Origin of the sequence: Pseudoalteromonas sp. Xi13 (assembly GCF_003952205.1) — a bacterium.
Lineage (GTDB): Bacteria > Pseudomonadota > Gammaproteobacteria > Enterobacterales > Alteromonadaceae > Pseudoalteromonas > Pseudoalteromonas atlantica.
The window spans coordinates 3,577,559-3,596,169 of record NZ_CP034439.1 but is presented as its reverse complement, the minus strand read 5'-3'; the positions used below and the strand labels follow the sequence as shown (position 1 = coordinate 3,596,169).

The window sequence follows — 18,611 nt, the reverse complement described above, 5'->3', positions numbered from 1 at the left end:
CAGGTTTTGATTAAAAAATAAAAAAATTCAAGGTGCCCAAAGGCCCCTTACGAATGATGTAAGAACTAATTTAAATTTATTTTTTATTTTTTTTATTTATTTGGTGTTTGAGTTAACGCGCCTACCTCTAACAGAGGTGATGCGTCTAACTTATCAGCATCCATCATTGCTGCAACGCGTTGCATAGATGAAAGCAATAAACTTTGCTCCCACTCTGCAAGTGCAGAAAACTTTTCAATAAAGTGTTCTTGCAGTGGCTGAGGTGCTTTTTCTAGTAACTCTTTCCCTTGCTCGGTGAGGTATAAGCTCACTCGGCGTTTATCCATTTGACTACGAACGCGTGTTACAAGGTTTCTGCTTTCTATTCTATCAAGAATATTAGTTACAGTAGCCGGGCTTAAGTTAACATTCTGAGCGATACGGCTTGCTGTTATTCCATCGGTGTGCGCTACTTCTTGCATTATAAGCAATTGTGGGCCTGTTAAACCTGATGTTTTATTTAGCTGCTTAGAATGTAAGTCAATCGCGCGGATTACTTTACGTAAAGAAACTAATAATTCGTCATATTTTTGCATTTGCTTATCTCGTCGATGGGCCAAAGGTGTGCCGTAATCGCGAAATGTTACACATCAAATAAATTGAATTCAAATAATAAATTAAGCTTGAGCCCATGTTTATTGGTTTTTATTAGTTTGAGCAGAAACTAAAATAGTATAATTTTGTTTAAAACTTATTAAATGTTATTAGCATATTGTTTGCATTGTGGTGCGCACACTACGTATGTTGTGAATAATTGGCAAGTCTTATGGTTTAGACTTTAGTATTATACCCACCTGCATTAATACCTTAATAAATTTAACATGCGTTTGCCTAAGCTTAGCCGCGGTTTTACTGCCTTAAAGCATGGCCATTATTTATACGCATTAGTGTTATTTATAACAGCTGTTATTAATTGGTAATTGTTTGTAAGTTAGCTGTGTATGTATTAATCGCCAATGAACAAATTATGCACGCAATGTTTAGTGAGTATAGCGTATACTTTGCACATGCATTATTGTTTATATGCACATGTTAAAAATCTTTAATATCAGCATTGTAGGGAAAAACATGAAATTATCGCCATCAGTTAGCATTGAACAAAGCGAAACCGGCCTAGAGTTTATAAAAGTTGCGAGCTCAAAGTGTGATGCAAAAATATTTTTGCAAGGCGGACAAATTACCGAGTTTATTCCAAAAAATAACAAGCCACTTATTTGGATCTCTAAAAACGAGTCGTTTCAAGAAGGGGTGAGCATTCGCGGTGGTATTCCTATTTGTTGGCCTTGGTTTGGTAATCATGAAAACCAAGATTGGCCAGCACACGGCTTTGCACGTACCAGTTTATGGCAAGCTGATGCTGTGCATGAAGATGATGAGCACATTACAATTAGCTTAAACTTACCCATGAAATTAGTTAACCCAACGTATTGGCCGCATCAATCGGCGTTAAAGGTTGAGTTTGTTTTGAGCGAGCAATTACAGGTGCGTTTAACAACCACTAATTTAAGTAATAGCCCTTTTAGCTATACGCAGGCTTTGCACAGCTATTTTCCTACCTCAGATATAAATCACACCCATGTAGAAGGTTTACAAGGCGCGCAATATATTGAGTTTGGCGAAGGGCCGTTTGCGCAAAACGCGCCAGTGAAGTTTACCCGCGAAACCGATATGGTTTATACCCAGGCCGCTAAGCAGCAGCACATTCACACCCCAGATGGGATTATTAATGTAAGCCGCGAGAACTCAAGCTCGTGTGTGCTGTGGAACCCATGGATAGAAAAATCTAAGCGTTTATCTAATTTTGCTGACGATGAATATCTGAGCATGGTGTGTTTAGAAGCCGCCAATGTGTTAGAAGATAACGTGACACTTGAGCCTAAACAAAGCCATACGTTAGTTACTACAATCAGCTGGGCTAACAGTCAGTAAATAGGAAAGGTACTTAAAATCGTGTTTGATAATCAGCAAGTAATGGATTTACCAAAGCATAGCGAAATACAGCTCAACCCCTTGGCCGATAAAGCGTTACTACATGTGCAACTTAATTGGCTGGCGTTTTACATTCCTTTTTGCGCGGTACTGTTTGTTGTTTGTTACTTTAACGAAGCGTTTGCTAACAAAGCGCAAACCTACTTGCTGATAGGCGTGCCTATTTTAATATTGATTTCAATGTTTTATAACGCCCTGAGTATTAAGCTGCAGGGCTTTGCGCTGCGCAATCACGATATTGCGTTTAAAAAAGGGGTTATTTGGCAGCAAATAACTATTTTGCCCCTCGCGCGTGTACAGCATATGGAAATTCACCAAGGCCCCATTGAGCGAAAACTAAAGTTAGCCAGTTTAAAGTTATTTAGTGCCGGCGGGGTCAGTGCTGATTTACAAATAAGTGGCTTAACCCACGAGCAGTGCAAAAACATACGCCAATTTGTACAAAATTATCGCCAAGACGGCACACCCGCGCAGGTTGAATTAGCAAATGAGTAATACCATTAGCGAGGAGCAAAGTAGCTCACTACATTGGCAAAAAGTATCGCCTTGGGCGGTATTGTATTTTGTGGTGTATTTTAGTGTGCGCTTTGTAAAAGACGGGCTTTTAAACCTGCTGCCTATGCTTGTGGTGTTTGTAACACAAGTAGAAAACAAGCTGTTTTGGGCGCAAGTTGCAGGTGCTATTGCGATAGTGACACTGCTAATATATTCAATTTTATATTACATAAATTTTAAGTTTTGCATTAGCGACGATCACGAAATTTTGCTTAACAAAGGGGTGTTTAAAAAAGAGCGCCTAACGTTAAAATTTTCGCGCGTGCAAAACGTTAATATTGCTGAGCCCTTTTATTTTACGCCCGTTAATTTGGTTAATTGTATTTTTGATGCCGCAGGCAGCGTAACCCAAGAGGCGGTATTGCCAGGTGTTACCAAAGCCTATGCACAGCAAATGCGTAAACAAATTTTTGCCTTTAAGGCGCAGCAGCAACCCGACGAGCAAACACCCTCCAGCGAGTATTTTGAAGCAGAAAATAGCTTACGTATCAGTAATAAAGAAATCGCTAAATTTGGCTTAATGTCTAATATGGCTATATTAGCAATGGCCGCTATTGCGCCTTTTATAAATGTGTTGGTAGATTTTTTAGAGCAGCAAATTATTGCTAAGGTAGAAGGGTTTTATCAGCAAGAGCTTGGTTTACTGGCAAGTGCTGCAACCTTTGCCATGATAACGCTTATTGCTTTGCTTGTTTTAACGGCTGTGATGTTGTCGGTAGGTATGTCGCTTATTCGTTTTTATAACTTTGAGCTTTACTTTAAAGGCCAAAAATTTAAACGTATTGCCGGCTTATTAGAGCGCCATCAGTTGTCTATGAGCATGGATAAAGTGCAATCTATAGTTATAAAACAAAACCTAATGGGGCGGTTACTAAAGCGTTTTACCGTTGAGTGCTTACAAGCAAGTAGCGGCGGTATAGCGGCGGGCGTGGCTGCTAAAAAAAATAAACAAACCTTAGTGTTACCCGTTTTAAATAACGAGCAAGTAGATAGCGTTTGCCAATGGATTTACCCGTGGTTTAATAGCAAAAAATTGCAGTTTAACGGCGCAGAACGTGCCTTACTTTATAAAAACTTGAGCTTTTATGCCTTAATTCCAAGCGCTATTGTACTGTTAGGCTGTTACTTAGGTGACTTTAATGCCTGGCTTAGCTTGGGAGTATTACTTGTTTTAGCGGGGTTAGTAACGCTTGCTTATCAGCGTTATGGCTATTATTTGCATGAAGACAACGGCCGTTTTTACATGGTGGTACGCAAAGGTATGATAGGTGTGCATTACCGTGTGTTTGAACTGTATAAAGCACAAAGTGCACGCAGTATTAGTACCTACTTTATGCGCCGCGCAGGGCTTAAAAGCCTGTATATACAACTTGCATCAGGGTTTGCCTTTATGCCCTATATAAAGCAGCAAGATGCTGATTATATAATTGATTTTACTCTTTATCAGGCGGAGTCAACGCAGCGCAACTGGATGTAGATATACCAATCGACTTACATATTTAGCCTTTTTAGGTTGCCAAATAAAGCGTTAACGGCGTTATTGATTTTTCATGTAAAACAAGGCATTGCTTAATTTAAAAGCTTATAAATTATACACTTTCATAAGCTTTGTTACATTTTTTTACTGCAACATTAGTTGGTTTAATAATACTCTAAGTGGTATCAATCATTTAAAGGATTATTATGAAAAAATCACTCATCGCTGCCTCTTTGTTATTAGCCACACCTACCTTAGCTGCTGATTGGCAAACTATTCATACCGAACACTTTAATGTGCATTACAGCACCGAAAACGCCGATTATGCTAAATCGACAGCGGTCGAACTTGAAATAGTACGCAGTAAAGTGCTTGAACAGCAAAACCGAGCGCTTGATAAAGTAGTTGATGTGGTGGTGTTTGATCCCCTAAATGCGCCCAACGGCTTTGCTTTACCTACTTCTAATAATCCTTTAATGGCCCTTTTTACCACGCCCCCGCAATCAGACACGGTGATTTCTAACATTAGTGGCTGGCAGCAATTACTGATATTGCACGAATATATTCACTTAGTGCATTTAGCGCAGCCAACACGCAACACGTGGCAGCAAAAAATACGGGGTGTGTGGGATATTTACGACTTAACTTACAGTGATATGCCGCGCTGGGTAGCCGAAGGTTATGCAACCTTACTTGAGTCAAAAATGACGGGCCGAGGGCGACTATTTGATAACTACACTGAGTCAATGCTCATTGAGTTTGCCCAGCAGGGGGCATTGCCTAGCTATAGCCAGCTAAGCGATACAGAGGGCGGTTTTATGGCTGGCTCTATGGCGTATTTAATGGGCAGCCGGTTTTTAAATTGGCTAGAGCAAACTTATTCAGCGCAAATGCTCGATGCTGTTTGGACACGTATGCAGGCAGTTAAAAAGCGCGATTTTAACGAGGCCTTTACTGGGATATTTGGCCAAAGTGCGGCTAAGTTATATGGCCGCTTTATTGCACAATATACCTATAAAGCGATGGCAAAAGAGCAGTCAGAGCCTGCGCTTAACAGCGAGCTGTGGTTAAAGCTTAACTTATACGCAAGTAACCCTGCGCTTTCAAAAGATGGCAGTAAACTTGCGATTGTTGAGCGCGATAAAGATAAAAAAACCAAGCTTATTATTTATAGCACGCAGGATAATACTAAAGCTGAAGATGAATTTACAAAAGCACAAAAAGCGCTATTAGAAAACGATGCATTGGATATACCCGATAACGCCCCGAGTGTATTTAAACGTGAGAAAAAGCACATATTAAATCAAATAAACAGAGCGGGAATTGCTAATCCACAATGGGTAAATAACAGCACACTCTACTTTAATGCTTATACACGTGAAGAGACGGGTATTTATAACAAAGTGTCTGATATTTTTAGTTATAACACCGAAACCGGAAAAGTTGAGCAGTTAACTAAACTTTCTGGCTTACGCCGCTTTAGTGTTACAAACAATGGAGAAACCCTTTACGCCGAGCAAGTACGTGGTGGCTACTCAGAATTAGTAAAAGTAGACTTAGCAACGCAAACCATTACCCCTTTATTTACTAAAAGCTTAAAAACAGCTTACGACTACCCAATTTTTAGCCCTGATGAAACCCAATTAGCTTATGTATCAGCCAATTTAAATGAGAATTGGCAATTGTATATACAAGATGTTGCCAATAATACTCGCCAAGCCGTGCCTATGCCAAACGGGTATCAATACCTAAGCCAACCCAGCTTTAGTAAAAACGGAGAAAAAATTTACTTTGTAGCCGGATTAAAAGGCTCAACTGATATTTATAGCTACCATATTGCAAGTAGCACATTAACTAAACTTACCCAGGGCCAAGAAGCCGTTGCCCACCCACTAGAAACAAACGAAGGGGCATTACTTTATTTATCTATTACTGCTGATGGGCCTAATGTAAAGCAATTACCGAGTACGCTAGAGGGTGAAGTAATCACCGATTTAGCACTTGATAATAGCGCGCCACTGCTTTTAGTTGATCAGTACACTTTGCCTAAAGCAAAAATATATAGCGACAATGTAGGTAAACAAAGCAGCTACGATGTGCTTGATCAGCATCCGAGTTTAGCGCTAGGCGCACAGTATTACTCGGCCGCTTCAAGTGCTTTAAATATAAATATTAAAAGTAGTGACTTACTTAAACAGTTAGACCTTCAAGCGGGCTATAGTGTTGATTTAAATGATGATGCTTTGCACGGTGGGTACGCCCAAGCAAAATATAATGCACTGCCAGTTAAGCTTAAATTGAGTGTATTTGATTATGATTTAAATACTGCAAAACAATACCAAGTGAGCGAAAATGCAGATGTATCTGCACGAGGTGGTTTTGCAGCCTTAAGTTACCCGATTAAATACGCGGCGTTTAGCATAACGCCAGAGCTGGCTTATAACTATACCGATTATAAACAAGACTATAATAAATGGGCACGCATAGGCATTACACAAAGCTGGCAGTACGACCGCCAAGCATTTGCTATAGGGCAAAGTGTTAATGCCCAGTATTACGATGGCAGCAGTAAAAACAATAATTGGGATGGCTACGATTTAGCGGCCAAAGTATTTGGTAAAGCGTTTGATGTGCCGCTTTATATTAATTTTACTCAAAAGCAGCGCGATGATAGCAGCTTAGCGCTAGGCGGATTTAGCTCAAACCTAATTAGCGAGCACCAAAATAGTGAGTTTGTGCTTTCACCAGAGCTGCCATTTTATAGCACAACTGCTGAGCGCTACATGGGTTATGGCGGTGGTTTTAGCTTTAAAGAAGGCATGCCGTGGCTTTATTACAAACAGCATCAGGTAGATGATGCGGTATACGCACAAAGTTATGGTTTAAAGTATCAAGGCAATTTTAGCTTTGGATTAGGCCCCGTCGGTGTGAACGATTTAACTTTTAATATGGGATTATCGCGCGTAGAGGGCGATAGCTTTGAGGATGAAATGCGCGGCTGGTTTAGCTTTTACTACTCGCTTTAAATAAATTGCGATAACACGCTAATGCACTTGTGTAATAAGTGCATTAGCAAAAGCCGCGTTTAAACTAATTTAAAATAAAGATGATTAATTGTGCTTGTTTAGCGACGCAAGCTTAGCTTGATATACGTTTAGCCTTTCTTTATTGCGCTCATATTGGATGGCTTTTTCAAGCAAGCTTTGTGTTTGCGCTGTGTTACCTTGTTGGTAGCGAATTTTAGCCAGCTCTAAATAGAGCTCCGATATATAAGGGGCTTTTGCAATGGCAAGTTCGAGTTGTTTTTTAGCTTGAGTGACCTTGCCCTGATGTAAGTTATTTTTAGCAATAACGAGTAGCTCGTAGGGATCTTTTTCTTTATCAACAAGCTGGCTTGTTAGGCGTTTTTCTAGTGTTTTATCTCCCAGCTCTTTTGCTAATATTCGATAGTTATTAATTAAATTTATACTTATATCGTTTCTATCAAGCGCGGTTTGGTAAATCATGTGAGCGCTTTTTAAATCGCCTGCACGGCGGTGCAGCACGCCGGCTATATTAAACAGTTCTGCATCGTTTGGCGTAAAGCGGTTGGCTTGCATAATTAAAGAGTAAGCCTTATTAAGGTTGTTTTCGGCTAGTGCCGTAGCGGCTAAGTTGCTATAAAAATTAGAGAGTAAATCGTTATACGTAGCGCTGCCTGAATAAAAGCTGCCGCGAGTGGGGAAGTAATCAATTAACGTGCCTGCGCGAATTATTACAATAATATCTTCATCTGTTTCTTTTTTTGGGGCGTAAATTTTCGTTCTAAAGTGGTTAGCAACATAAATTACATTGCCCTCTTTGGCATACACAGGTTCGCTCGTCATTTCTTGAAAGCTGGTTTCGAGGTTTAAAAGCTGCGCATAGCTTTGCGTAAGTATGGCTAAACTAATGCAGTTACCTTCTGAGCGTTCAATCGCTTGTTGGGCTGTGAGGGTGGCGCCATCATACTTAAAGTTGGTGAGCTGGTTTTGCAGGTAATTAAAAATAATTTCATCAGCGCGTACATTGTTTAAACGCGAGTGTGCGTAGGTTAAAAATGCGCTTTTTTCAGGCTCCGACAGCTCAAAAATACTGTGCTCGCTAGGTGTTTTAACCTGCTCGAAAAGCGAGTGATTTATTATATGGGTAAGTTGTACTTTTTTAATTGGCGCTTCGGGCGGGGTGCTACTGCAAGCAGTTAGCAATAAACTAAGTGTAAAAACTAAATATTTCATATATCACCTCACTGTGATTTTTAACATTACAGTGAGGTGATTTTTTAATCAAGCACTTACAGTGCGGTGTTTACTTAAGCGGTTTTTTTGAGACTGTTTTTTACGCTTACGGCGAGTAAACCATAAATAAAAGCCAGTACCGCCAAGCCAAACAGGGCTTAAACCAATAACACACCAAATTATTTTACTAATGAGCCCTGCAAAATAACCAAAGTGTAGTTTTCTAAAGCTATCAATTACTTGCCAACCTACACCCACTTCGCGAATGTCCCAGTTAGCCATATGCTCGCCCGTTAGCTTATTGTAAGTCACGGTATTTGCATATTCACTGGCAAGCGGGTTGCTGGTATCAACCTCACCAAATAACGTTATGTTTTCGTCTGGCTCAAGCGGCATTACTAAAAACGTACCATTAAAGGTGGGTATTTGCTTTTGGCTGTCATCAAGTACGTGCTGAAAAGAAATCTCTTCATTATATAAATTTTTAGTTAATACAAAGTGCTCTTCTTCTGCGTGTTCAATTACTTCGTGATACCACACCGCGCCGTTAAAGTAGCCGCCGGTGATGGCTAAAATTATAATAATTGGCGAGCCAATTACGCCGGTCATTTTATGAATGTCGCTAAGCACTATTTGCAGTGTGGCGCGCCAGCGTACACTAAATAACCGCTGCCAAAACTTACGATAAATAATAAGACCTGTAATACCCAGTACTAAAAAAAACACCGCAAAAAAGAACCCTAAAACAGTGCCAGTTTGCCCTGGTAAGCTTTTTAAATCGTTAAGTAAAAAGGTGTAATGTAAGTCTAAAAACCAGTCGGTAAAGTAATGGCTAGTGCCTACTGGCTCCGATAAAATATTGCCCGTGTATTGATCTAAATGAAATTTATACCAGTCCTCTGTACCGCGTTTAATTAAATAAACCCGATCAGCAGTATCATCGTTAAATATTTCCCAGCTACCAACAACATACTCAGGGTAGGTTTTTTGAGTTTTTGTTATAAGTGTATCAATAGGTAAGCGGTTGGCTTGTTGTTGTACAACAAAGTGACTGTCTGGCATTAGTAAGCCGTCAATCTCGCTTTTAAATACCAAAACGCTACCAGTTATACTGATAACAAGCAGCGGAATAAGCGCTATAAGGGCTACCCAGCTGTGAATTTTAAAAAGTGTTTTTCTCATAGTTTATTTTTTGTGTAATTGCCACGGACCTGCGTATGATAACAATTATCAGTTCTATTTCATAGTTGTGCGATGAATACACAATAATTGTTTTAGAGCGAGCCGATCTCTAGAGTAAAATGCGTTTAAGCTGAGGTGTAAGGTTGGTAACTTTTAGATGTAAAGGGGCTCTGGTGTTCACTTAAAGTAACGCTTTTTGTACAGCTATCTTGCCAGTGCCTAATATAGGTTTACGCTAATTTGTTGAGTAAAATGTATTCATCATTACAATGCGCGCTCACTTTAAAACCCTTTTAAAAACATATGTTTATTTATTGTTTCAGGCGGGTTTTATATTAACATTTAAGTAACGAGCGAGGTTGTTTTGGCGCACTATCTACCTATTTTGTCGGCTTTTATTTTAGTTTTTAGCTTTTTACCGCTATTGAGCAAAATTAGAAAGAATCGCAGTGTGTCGGGGTTATCACTATTAATGATGACCTTTGGTTTAGCGCAAAGCCTCTACTTTATTACTTACAATATTTATTTTGAACGCTACTTTATTGCTTTACCATTTTTTGTAACTGGGGCGCTAAGTGGTTTAATTTTATATTACTTTGCACGCTATAACGCCGCAAAAGCTGAACGTATACAGCTTGTGGCTATGCTTGGCTTTTCGTTATTACCTTTTTTATTGCTTTTAAATAAAAGCCTAGAAACATCATCGGTGCTCAACGCCCTTACATACGTAGGGCTGGTAATGAGCTCAGTGCGGGTTATGCCGCAAACGTATAAAACCTTACGCAGTGGCAATATTAGCAATTTAAGCGCCCGCTACTTTAGCTTGCAATTTGTAGCAGGTACCTGTGGCTTATTTGTAGAGCTAAGCAGTGCTATGCCCAGCACCTCGCATATTTTAATGTTTGTTATGCTACTACTTACAAATGCCGTGCAATTTGCATGTATGCAATATTATAAAATGCGCCCCGCAATGGCTTAACTATAAAATTAATAGTGAATATTTAATGGCTATGTGGCAGGTTTAAACTCTAATTAATTTAGGGGGTTAACCTATGCAACTCACCATCCATCAAATTGATGCGTTTACCAGCGAGTTATTTAAAGGCAATTACGCGGCAGTGATCCCGCTTGAGTCATGGCTTAGTGATGAGTTAATGCTTAATATTGGCGCTGAAAATAATGTTTCTGAAACTGCGTTTACTTGCCCTTTGGCAGATGGCAGTTTTGCAATACGATGGTTTTCGCCATTAATGGAAATAGATTTTTGCGGCCACGCTACGCTCGCTGCCGCGTATGTTTTATGCGAGCAGCACAGCCTTAGCCAAGTGCGCTTTAACGCCGCGGCTGTAGGGGAGCTTATTGTTAATAAAAATAGCGATGGCAGTTTTGCTATGACCTTTCCTAAACAAGCGCCAGATGAAGTAAAAACCATACCCGATGCGCTATTGAAAGGGTTGTCTATACAACCTATTAAGGTGCTTAAAAACCGCCAAGCATATTTTGCTATATACGAAAATGCTCAACAAATTCATGATTTAACCACTGAGTCTGATTTGTTAAAAACCTTATATCCACTTGATGTGGTCGCTACAGCCAGTTCTGCTGAGTACGATATTGTGTCTCGTTATTTTTGGCCAGCAAGTGGTGGCGAAGAAGACTTTGCTACGGGCTCTATTCATACTGGCCTTGCCCCTTACTGGGCGCAGCAATTAGGTAAAAATAAATTAAACGCGTATCAGGCTTCAAGCCGTGGTGGTTTTATACAATGCGAAGTAGGCGAAAATACAGTGACCTTAACCGGTAACGCTGTGCGGTATTTAAAAGGCACAATTTATTTATAAATAAACAGGCCACGTATTAGGTGGCCTGTTTGATTTAGTTAATTAAGCTTCTAACGCTTTAGCAATTAAGTGATCAATATACTTTTTATGCGCTTTAGTTGCTGTATCGGCTCCCCATCCTACGCTTGTATCAGCTATTTTTGTTAACTGATAGAGCGCGGCAGTTTTTGCCAAATTGTCGTGTTTACTGGCTTTGCCTAGGCCTGCAATAGCAATAAGCTGATTTACATACTCTATTTGTAGATTGCGGCTAATAGACGTGATCTCTTTGCTATCAACAAAAATACTGGCAGTTAGGTCGTCCATAAATTGCGTTAGGCTATATTCGTTACCGTACAGTGCGGTGTCTGAAATACGCAGCATAACAGCAGGATGCAGCAATTGCGCAAGTACTGTTTTTTGCATGCCTAAAATCATTTTGTGTGCTTTAGGGTCTTCATTTTTACCATAATGGCTAAAGCCGCGACGTTGTTGCTGTAAATAGTTATACAGTGGTTGCATGCTAGTGAGTACATCTGGCGCAAATACATATTTAGCAAGTATGTTCATTGCTTGTGTTTGGCGCTCAAGCGGTACGGGGGTAAAGGGTTTATCAGCATGCTGGTCGCCCACAACGGCACGTTCAACATATACACCACCTATTTGGCGAGAAACAATGCCTGCTTGCGAGCGGTATTGGCCAAATAAACTATTAGCTGAGGTAACCAGCTGTTGGTAAGACTCACCTTTTACTGTGGCTTTATCTTTTAGCTCAGTAAATAACGTATTAATTAGCGCCATACGATCGGCGCCATAGGCTGCAGGGTTTGATGAAAGGTCGCCTATCATTACGCGTGGGTCTATATGGCGACCTGGTGCACGCATGTCGTCGGCATCGTTACCAAAGGCAAGCGCATGCTCGCTAGAGCGCGCTAATATAGTATTCAGGCGTGCGCGCTCTGCGGCTTCATCTTCAAGGGCTGTGCTGTAGCCATAGTTTATAGCCCAGTCGTCATAAGGGCCTGGCTTGGTTTGAAAAATATCGCCTTGCTGCACACCAATGGGTGCTATGTTGGCCGGCGCATAATCCATCACTGAGCCTGTAACTATGCCTTGGGTTTTGGTTTTATCATGAACCTCTTTTTCATCCCACAAAATAGACGATTTCATATTGTGGTTTAAGCCTAGTGTATGGCCTACTTCATGAAGAATTAACTGAGTTAAACCTTGGCGAATCATTTCATTGTCATCAATGGAGGCACCTGTTGCTAAGCCTTTAGCAAGTAATAGGTTTTGTTGAATTTCATGGCCTAGTGAGCAATTTAAATCGCCACTTGTGTGCAGGTTTTCGCCGTGGCTCATTGTGCCTTGTGTGTAAAGCGTGTCGTAAATCCAGCGGTTTTTCATAAACACAAACTCAAGCATAATGTCTGAGCCAAGTATTTCACCGGTTAGCGGGTTGGCAAGAGCTGGCCCGTAGCCACCAAATGGCGGTTTAGGTGATGATGTCCAACGTAATACGTTGTAGTTAATATCACCAGCATCCCAGGTTGCGTCATCGGGTTGTACTTTAACTTCTAGTGCGTTTTTAAAACCGGCTTTTTCAAAAGCGCTATTCCAGGTAAGTACGGCATCGCGTATTGTGTCGCGCCACTCTACTGGGGTGGTATTTTCTATCCACCAGGTAATTGGCTTTACTGGCTCAGAAAGCTCAGCACTAGGGTTTTTCTTTTGTAGGTCCCAGCGTTTAATAACATCTTCATATGGTGCCCAATCGGTCGAGGTCATTAGATCAAATTGATTGGTAAAATAGCCTATGCGCGCGTCATCTTTACGTGGTTTATAGTCGTTTTTTGGTAATGCAACAAAAGAGTGCTGCACCTTTACAGAGACATTGCGCGGGTCGCTTACTGCGCTTGTACCACGCACGGTGGGGCTGGCATTACTAAATACGTAATCTACAACCACATCTAAGTTATTTGGGTAAGGACGCTGCTTAACAATACGCGACTTTTTACTGTTTAATTTACCTACTTTAAAGCGTTTTTTAGCTTTTTTATCGGCTGGGTTTGGCGTTGGCGATACCTTGTGTAGCGCCTCACTTAAAAATAGCTTGTTGACCTTAAAGGCTATTTTTCCTTGCTCTTCTTTTTCTATTTTAATGCTGGCTAAAACGGCTTCGCTAATATTGGCATTGCTTGCTTTGGCAATGGCACTGTTTTGATCAAATTTATAGCGAGGGGTTTTGCTAACTATATCTATGCGGTCAAAGTATTTTCTAAACTCAATAAGCTTGGTTTCTCTATAGGCACCGCGATAATGCCCAGCATCAGTGACACCGTCCACTGTATGAGCAAAGTATACAAAAGGGGTGTTAAGCTGCGATTCGGTGAGCACCATTAAGTGCTCACCGGTTTTTGGGTCTTGGTATAAATTAAAAATACCTGAAAATTCGGTTTGTCCTTCGACCATTTCGCTTAGGGTTTGTGGTTTTTTGTCTTCTTTTTTATCGCTAGCCAATGCGTGGCCGCTAAGCGCTACACCAAGTGTTAGCGCAAGGGTTGTTAATTTCATTGTAATAATCTTTTTCGCTGTTATTTATTTAGTGTGACTGTACGTAAATTAAAATTTGTTCGCACATCTTCTCGATGAAATAATAGCCTAAAGCTGTAATTTGTTGATTTTAAATAGTAAAAGTTTGTAACAAAATATAATAAATGCGATGAATAGCAGGTGTTTGTTAACGGGTACACAGCTATATTTAGTTCTCAATTTGATTTGTAACAGTTGCTTACAAATGTCAGGTTAATGTTTTATTGCGCTCTGTTATTATAGTGTTAGTAGAAATATGAGGTAATTAGGATATGCAATCAAATTCACTGAGATGGGTGTTCCCATTTGTAGCATTAGCCATTGGTGTAGTGGGCTTTATGGGAATAAACGCTATTGCACAAGAAGATCAAAGTAAAACAGCAGTAGATACACGCCCCACCGTGCAAGTTGAGCCTGTAGAAGCTAATAATCATCAAGTAATAATAAACAGCTATGGCGAAATAAAACCATTAGAAAATACGCAGTTGGCGGCGCAGGTGTCGGGCGAAGTAATTAGCTGGCACCCTAACTTTGTAGCGGGTGGCGTGGTTTCTCGTGGCGATACACTTATTAGCATTGAAAAAGACAACTACGAAGCAGCCGTATTGGTAGCCGAAGCCGATTTAGCGCGTGCCAAAGCGGCCTTAATTGAAGAGCAAGCGCAGGCAAAAGTAGCCGAAGACGAAGCAAAGCGTTTTCCGAGTAAGGCACGTACCGACTTGTTTTTACGTAAACCGCAGGTGCTAAGCGCCCAAGCAGCGGTTAAATCGGCGCAAGCCGCATTAAAAAGAGCGCAACGCGATTTAGAAAACTGCGATATAAAAGCACCTTACGATGCGCTTGTTATAAGTCGTAATGTGGGGGTAGGCCAGTTTGTGGCTATGGGCGCACAAGTGGCCGATTTAAATAATATAGAAACAGCAGAGGTTATTATTCCTATTGCTGGTTTTGATAGCGTATTTTTACCGGAGCGAATTAAGGGCATTAAGGCCACTATTATTCAAAAAGGCTTAAACAGTTTTACACGTGAAGGCGTGATTGACCGCGACCTAGGTATTGTAGATAACGCGACGCGCATGAGCAGCTTAGTGGTACGTATTGAAGACCCATACGGCTTAAAAACACAGCAACCGGCTATTAAATTTGGCAGCTACGTGCAGGTTAATTTTGCAGGCGCCATGCTTAATAATATTTACCGTTTGCCGCAATCATTAGTTAATAACCAAACGGTGTGGATAGTTAACGAAAACCAAGAACTTGAACCGCGCAAAGTAACCGTAGTAAGAGAAGAAGGCGAGTACTTTTATATTAGCAGCGGACTTAACGCCGATGATAAATTGGTTACCACGTTACCTGAGTACCCACAAAAAGGCATGCAGGTTAAAGTGGCTGGCATGGGCGAGCCAAGTAACGCTAATACAAACACCGAAAGTAGCGCTGATGCGCAACAGTTGTAAGGTGTAAATTAATGAGCGAATCAATTGAAAAAAAACAAACAGGGTTAATAGCTTATTTTGCTAAAAACTCAGTTGCAGCCAACCTAATGATGGTTTTTATCATCATCATGGGGATTATTAGCTACTTAACCATTCAGCGCCAAATGTTTCCTAATGTAGAAATTAACTACATTAATGTTGAGGCAAATTACCCCGGTGCCTCACCACAAGAAATTGAAGAAAGCATTCTTATAAAAATTGAAGAATCACTAAAGGATGTGACCGAAATTAAAAAGGGCGTGTACCGCGCCTTTAGAAATGGCGGTAGAGCAAGCCTTGAAATTAACACTGATGCAGAGCTTACCGATGTACTTGATAAGGTAAAGCTGCGTGTTGATGGTATTGCAACCTTTCCTGCGGGTATGGAACCGGTCACCATAAGTCAGATTGAGTTTAGGCAAGATGTTATAGGGATGACCTTAGTTGCTGATTTGCCGCTGACAGAACTCAAACCAATTGCCAATCAAATTGAAGATGAGCTATTACAGCTATCAAACGTGTCGTTGGTAGAAAACGATGTGCCGCTTGATGAAATTGCCATTGAAATCGACCCAGACACTTTGCGCCAATACAACTTAACCCTAAGCGATGTAATGACCGCTGTGCGTAATTACTCTGCTAATTTTTCGGCGGGACAACTAACAACAGATGCAGGGATTATTTCTGTTCGGGTTGAAAACCAGTATTACTCTGGTGATGAGTTTAGACAAATTCCGGTAAAAATAGGCGAATACGGCGCTAAAGTATTGTTGCAAGACATTGCTGTTATTAAAGACCAATTTACCGAAGGCGAGCGCTACTTTAAATTTAATGGCGAAAACGCAGTGTATATGTCGGTAAAGGCAACGCAAGATCAAAACATGATCCCCGTTGCCGATTCGGTTAAAGCATTTATTGAACAAAAAAATACCCAGCTGCCACCGGGCGTTAGGTTAGAGCCATTAATGGACATGACGTACTACCTAAATGCGCGCCTTGATATGATGAAAGCTAACTTGTTTCAAGGAGCAATATTAGTCGCTATTATGCTTTCATTATTCTTGCGCTTTAAATTAGCGCTTTGGGTAATGATTGGCTTACCAGTGTGCTTTTTAGGCGCCATGATGCTAATGCCTTTATTTGGTATAAGCATTAATATTATTTCGTTGTTTGCTTTTATTATGGTGCTCGGGATAGTGGTAGATGACGCCATAGTAATAGGTGAGGCCGCCTATACTGAGGTTGAAAAAAGCGGAGGCGGAGTTGAAAACGTCGTCCGTGGTGCTAACCGTGTAGCAACTCCTGCTACATTTGGTGTACTAACAACCATTGCAGTGTTTGCCCCGTTTACACTTTCAAGCGGGCCAGAAAGCGCCTTCTTTTACGGTATTGCTGTAGTAGTTATGCTGTGTTTAGTATTTAGCTTAGTTGAATCAAAACTTATTTTACCGGCGCACATTGCCCACACGCACTTTTCACCTATTAAAAAAGGGGGCTGGCGCGATAGGTTTAATACCCGCTTTTTTGGTTTTGTAAATGGCCCTTATAAGCGTTTTATATCGCGTTGTGTAGATTGGCGTTGGACAGTATTGTTTGGCTTTATTGCTATGTTTTTTATAAGCATTGCGCTGATCACATCAAATAAAGTACGCACTGTACCCACTCCTAAAGTGCCGCATGATTTTCCGCAAATTCAAATAGAAATGAATGACAATGTGTCTGATTTACAAACTATTGCAGCTATTCGTGAAGTAGAAGCCATGGTGTTAAGAGTTGATGAAGAAACAGAGCGTGAATTTGGCCAAAAAATAATTCGTGATGTACTGGTATTTAACCAAGGCAGAACGGAGTCTCAGTTACTTGCGCCGTTGGTTGATGAAGATTTACGCCCTTATAACGCGTTTGAACTTTCGCGCCGCTGGCGAGAAGCTATGCCAACCATTGCCGGTATTAAATCACTCACTATTGAAGATGATGTTGGCGGCGGTGGCGGCACCGGCGAAGGCGAATTTGGTTATTTACTGTTTGGCTCTGATATAGAAACGCTTAATGCGGCAGGCCGTCGTTTTATTCAGCTATTGCAGCAACAAAAAGGCTTGTTTGATATAAGCTCAACCATTGACCCTGCTAGCAAAGAAGTGCAAATGAGCTTAAAACCTGTAGCTTACGATTTAGGGCTCGACCTTGCTAACATTGCAAACCAAGTAGGCGCTAGTTTTTATGGTGGCGAAGCGCAGCGTGTAATACGTAACGGCGAAGAAGTAAGAGTAATGGTACGTTACCCTAAACTGACTCGCGAAGCGTTTTCATCGCTAAAACACACAGTAGTTACTACACCGCAAGGGCGTGAAGTACTTTTAGGTGATGTGGTTGAATTAACCGAAACGCCGGGTATTAGCTATATTCGCCGTGAGGGCGGTTATCGTACTGTTTATGTGTACGGCAGTATTGATGAAGAAGTTATAGAGCCAGGCGAAGTGGTTTCGCAAGTAAAAGAAAACTTACTGCCACAACTTAAAGAAGAATACCCAAGTGTTAAATCAGAGCTAGGTGGCGCAATAGAAGAGCAACAGGCGCAAGCTAATGAGCAGCTGCTGTTTTTTGTAGGCGGCATGATTTTAGTTTATATATTGCTTGCTGTACCACTTAAAAGTTATGCCCAGCCGCTTATTGTTATGTCGGTTATTCCGTTTAGTTTAACGGGGGCTATTTGGGGGCACTTTTGGTTTGATTTAGACATTAGCTTAATGTCGGGCTTTGGTTTAATAGCCGCGGCTGGCGTTGTAATAAACGACTCGCTGGTAATGACCGACTACGTAAACCAAGTACGCCGAGAGGGTGTAAGCGTTAAAAACGCGGTAATAGAAGCCGGTTGTGCACGCTTTAGGGCAATATTATTAACCTCTATTACAACCTTTGCAGGGGTTCTGCCCATAATGTTTGAAACCAGTTTACAAGCTAAATTTGTAATCCCTATGGCAGTAGCGCTAGGCTTTGCGGTAATGTTTGCAACACTAATCACCCTTATATTGGTGCCGTGCTTGTACATTATTTTAGGCGATATTGGCGGCGTGTTTAAAATGGCTTTTCGAAAAGTATTTAGGCGAAAAGCCCCTATAAACCAAACCTCTTAAACTATTAAAAGCCAACTTTAACAAGTTGGCTTTTTAGTTATTTAGGATTATATAAAAATCTCGGTTACATTCTTTTGTTTGAATAAGCTTTG

Annotated in this window: 12 protein-coding genes; 8 read left to right on the top strand and 4 right to left on the bottom strand. The window is 40.8% G+C overall.

Features of this window, described 5'->3' with window-relative positions; translation table 11 throughout:
* Positions 1–92 precede the first annotated feature (92 nt).
* The gene (locus tag EJ103_RS16230) at positions 93–575 is read right to left on the bottom strand and encodes a MarR family transcriptional regulator (protein WP_004586011.1); all 483 of its coding nucleotides are present in this window, start codon (positions 573–575) and stop codon (positions 93–95) included.
* A 532-nt stretch (positions 576–1,107) separates the two neighbouring features.
* Between EJ103_RS16230 and EJ103_RS16225 the strand changes: the two genes are divergently transcribed.
* The 4 genes from EJ103_RS16225 (at position 1,108) to EJ103_RS16210 (ending at position 7,086) form a co-directional block, all read left to right on the top strand.
* A complete protein-coding gene (locus tag EJ103_RS16225) occupies positions 1,108–1,968 on the top strand; it encodes a D-hexose-6-phosphate mutarotase (protein WP_126008633.1) in 861 nt (286 codons plus the stop codon).
* Between the two features lie 21 nt (positions 1,969–1,989).
* Positions 1,990–2,523: a PH domain-containing protein gene (locus tag EJ103_RS16220; RefSeq protein ID WP_126008631.1), complete on the top strand. Its 534-nt coding sequence runs from the start codon at positions 1,990–1,992 to the stop codon at positions 2,521–2,523.
* Positions 2,516–4,060: a PH domain-containing protein gene (locus EJ103_RS16215; RefSeq protein ID WP_126008629.1), complete on the top strand. Its 1,545-nt coding sequence runs from the start codon at positions 2,516–2,518 to the stop codon at positions 4,058–4,060. The genes EJ103_RS16220 and EJ103_RS16215 overlap by 8 nt, the downstream gene beginning before the upstream one ends.
* 206 nt (positions 4,061–4,266) lie before the next feature.
* A complete protein-coding gene (locus EJ103_RS16210) occupies positions 4,267–7,086 on the top strand; it encodes a PD40 domain-containing protein (protein WP_126008627.1) in 2,820 nt (939 codons plus the stop codon).
* A gap of 84 nt (positions 7,087–7,170) precedes the next feature.
* Here the strand turns inward: EJ103_RS16210 and EJ103_RS16205 are convergent, their stop codons facing one another.
* Both EJ103_RS16205 and EJ103_RS16200 read right to left on the bottom strand, forming a co-directional pair.
* Positions 7,171–8,316 (bottom strand): hypothetical protein, encoded by a 1,146-nt coding sequence (locus tag EJ103_RS16205; RefSeq protein WP_126008625.1) that lies wholly within the window; start codon positions 8,314–8,316, stop codon positions 7,171–7,173.
* Between the two features lie 48 nt (positions 8,317–8,364).
* Positions 8,365–9,498, bottom strand: a complete 1,134-nt coding sequence (locus EJ103_RS16200; protein WP_024033989.1) for a PepSY-associated TM helix domain-containing protein — start codon at positions 9,496–9,498, stop codon at positions 8,365–8,367.
* A 364-nt stretch (positions 9,499–9,862) separates the two neighbouring features.
* Between EJ103_RS16200 and EJ103_RS16195 the strand changes: the two genes are divergently transcribed.
* Both EJ103_RS16195 and EJ103_RS16190 read left to right on the top strand, forming a co-directional pair.
* Positions 9,863–10,477: a PQ-loop domain-containing transporter gene (locus EJ103_RS16195; protein ID WP_029773076.1), complete on the top strand. Its 615-nt coding sequence runs from the start codon at positions 9,863–9,865 to the stop codon at positions 10,475–10,477.
* A 73-nt stretch (positions 10,478–10,550) separates the two neighbouring features.
* On the top strand, positions 10,551–11,339 hold the full coding sequence (locus tag EJ103_RS16190) for a PhzF family phenazine biosynthesis protein (RefSeq protein ID WP_126008623.1): 789 nt from the start codon (positions 10,551–10,553) through the stop codon (positions 11,337–11,339).
* A gap of 42 nt (positions 11,340–11,381) precedes the next feature.
* Here the strand turns inward: EJ103_RS16190 and EJ103_RS16185 are convergent, their stop codons facing one another.
* The gene (locus EJ103_RS16185; RefSeq protein WP_126008621.1) at positions 11,382–13,892 is read right to left on the bottom strand and encodes a zinc-dependent metalloprotease; all 2,511 of its coding nucleotides are present in this window, start codon (positions 13,890–13,892) and stop codon (positions 11,382–11,384) included.
* A 290-nt stretch (positions 13,893–14,182) separates the two neighbouring features.
* Here EJ103_RS16185 and EJ103_RS16180 point away from each other — a divergent pair, with 290 nt between their 5' ends.
* Complete coding sequence (locus tag EJ103_RS16180; protein ID WP_054983590.1) at positions 14,183–15,367, top strand: efflux RND transporter periplasmic adaptor subunit; 1,185 nt, start codon at positions 14,183–14,185, stop codon at positions 15,365–15,367.
* An 11-nt stretch (positions 15,368–15,378) separates the two neighbouring features.
* Positions 15,379–18,519 carry an efflux RND transporter permease subunit gene (locus tag EJ103_RS16175; RefSeq protein WP_126008619.1) on the top strand — a complete coding sequence of 1,047 codons (3,141 nt, stop codon included), beginning with the start codon at positions 15,379–15,381 and terminating at the stop codon, positions 18,517–18,519.
* Positions 18,520–18,611: the final 92 nt, after the last annotated feature.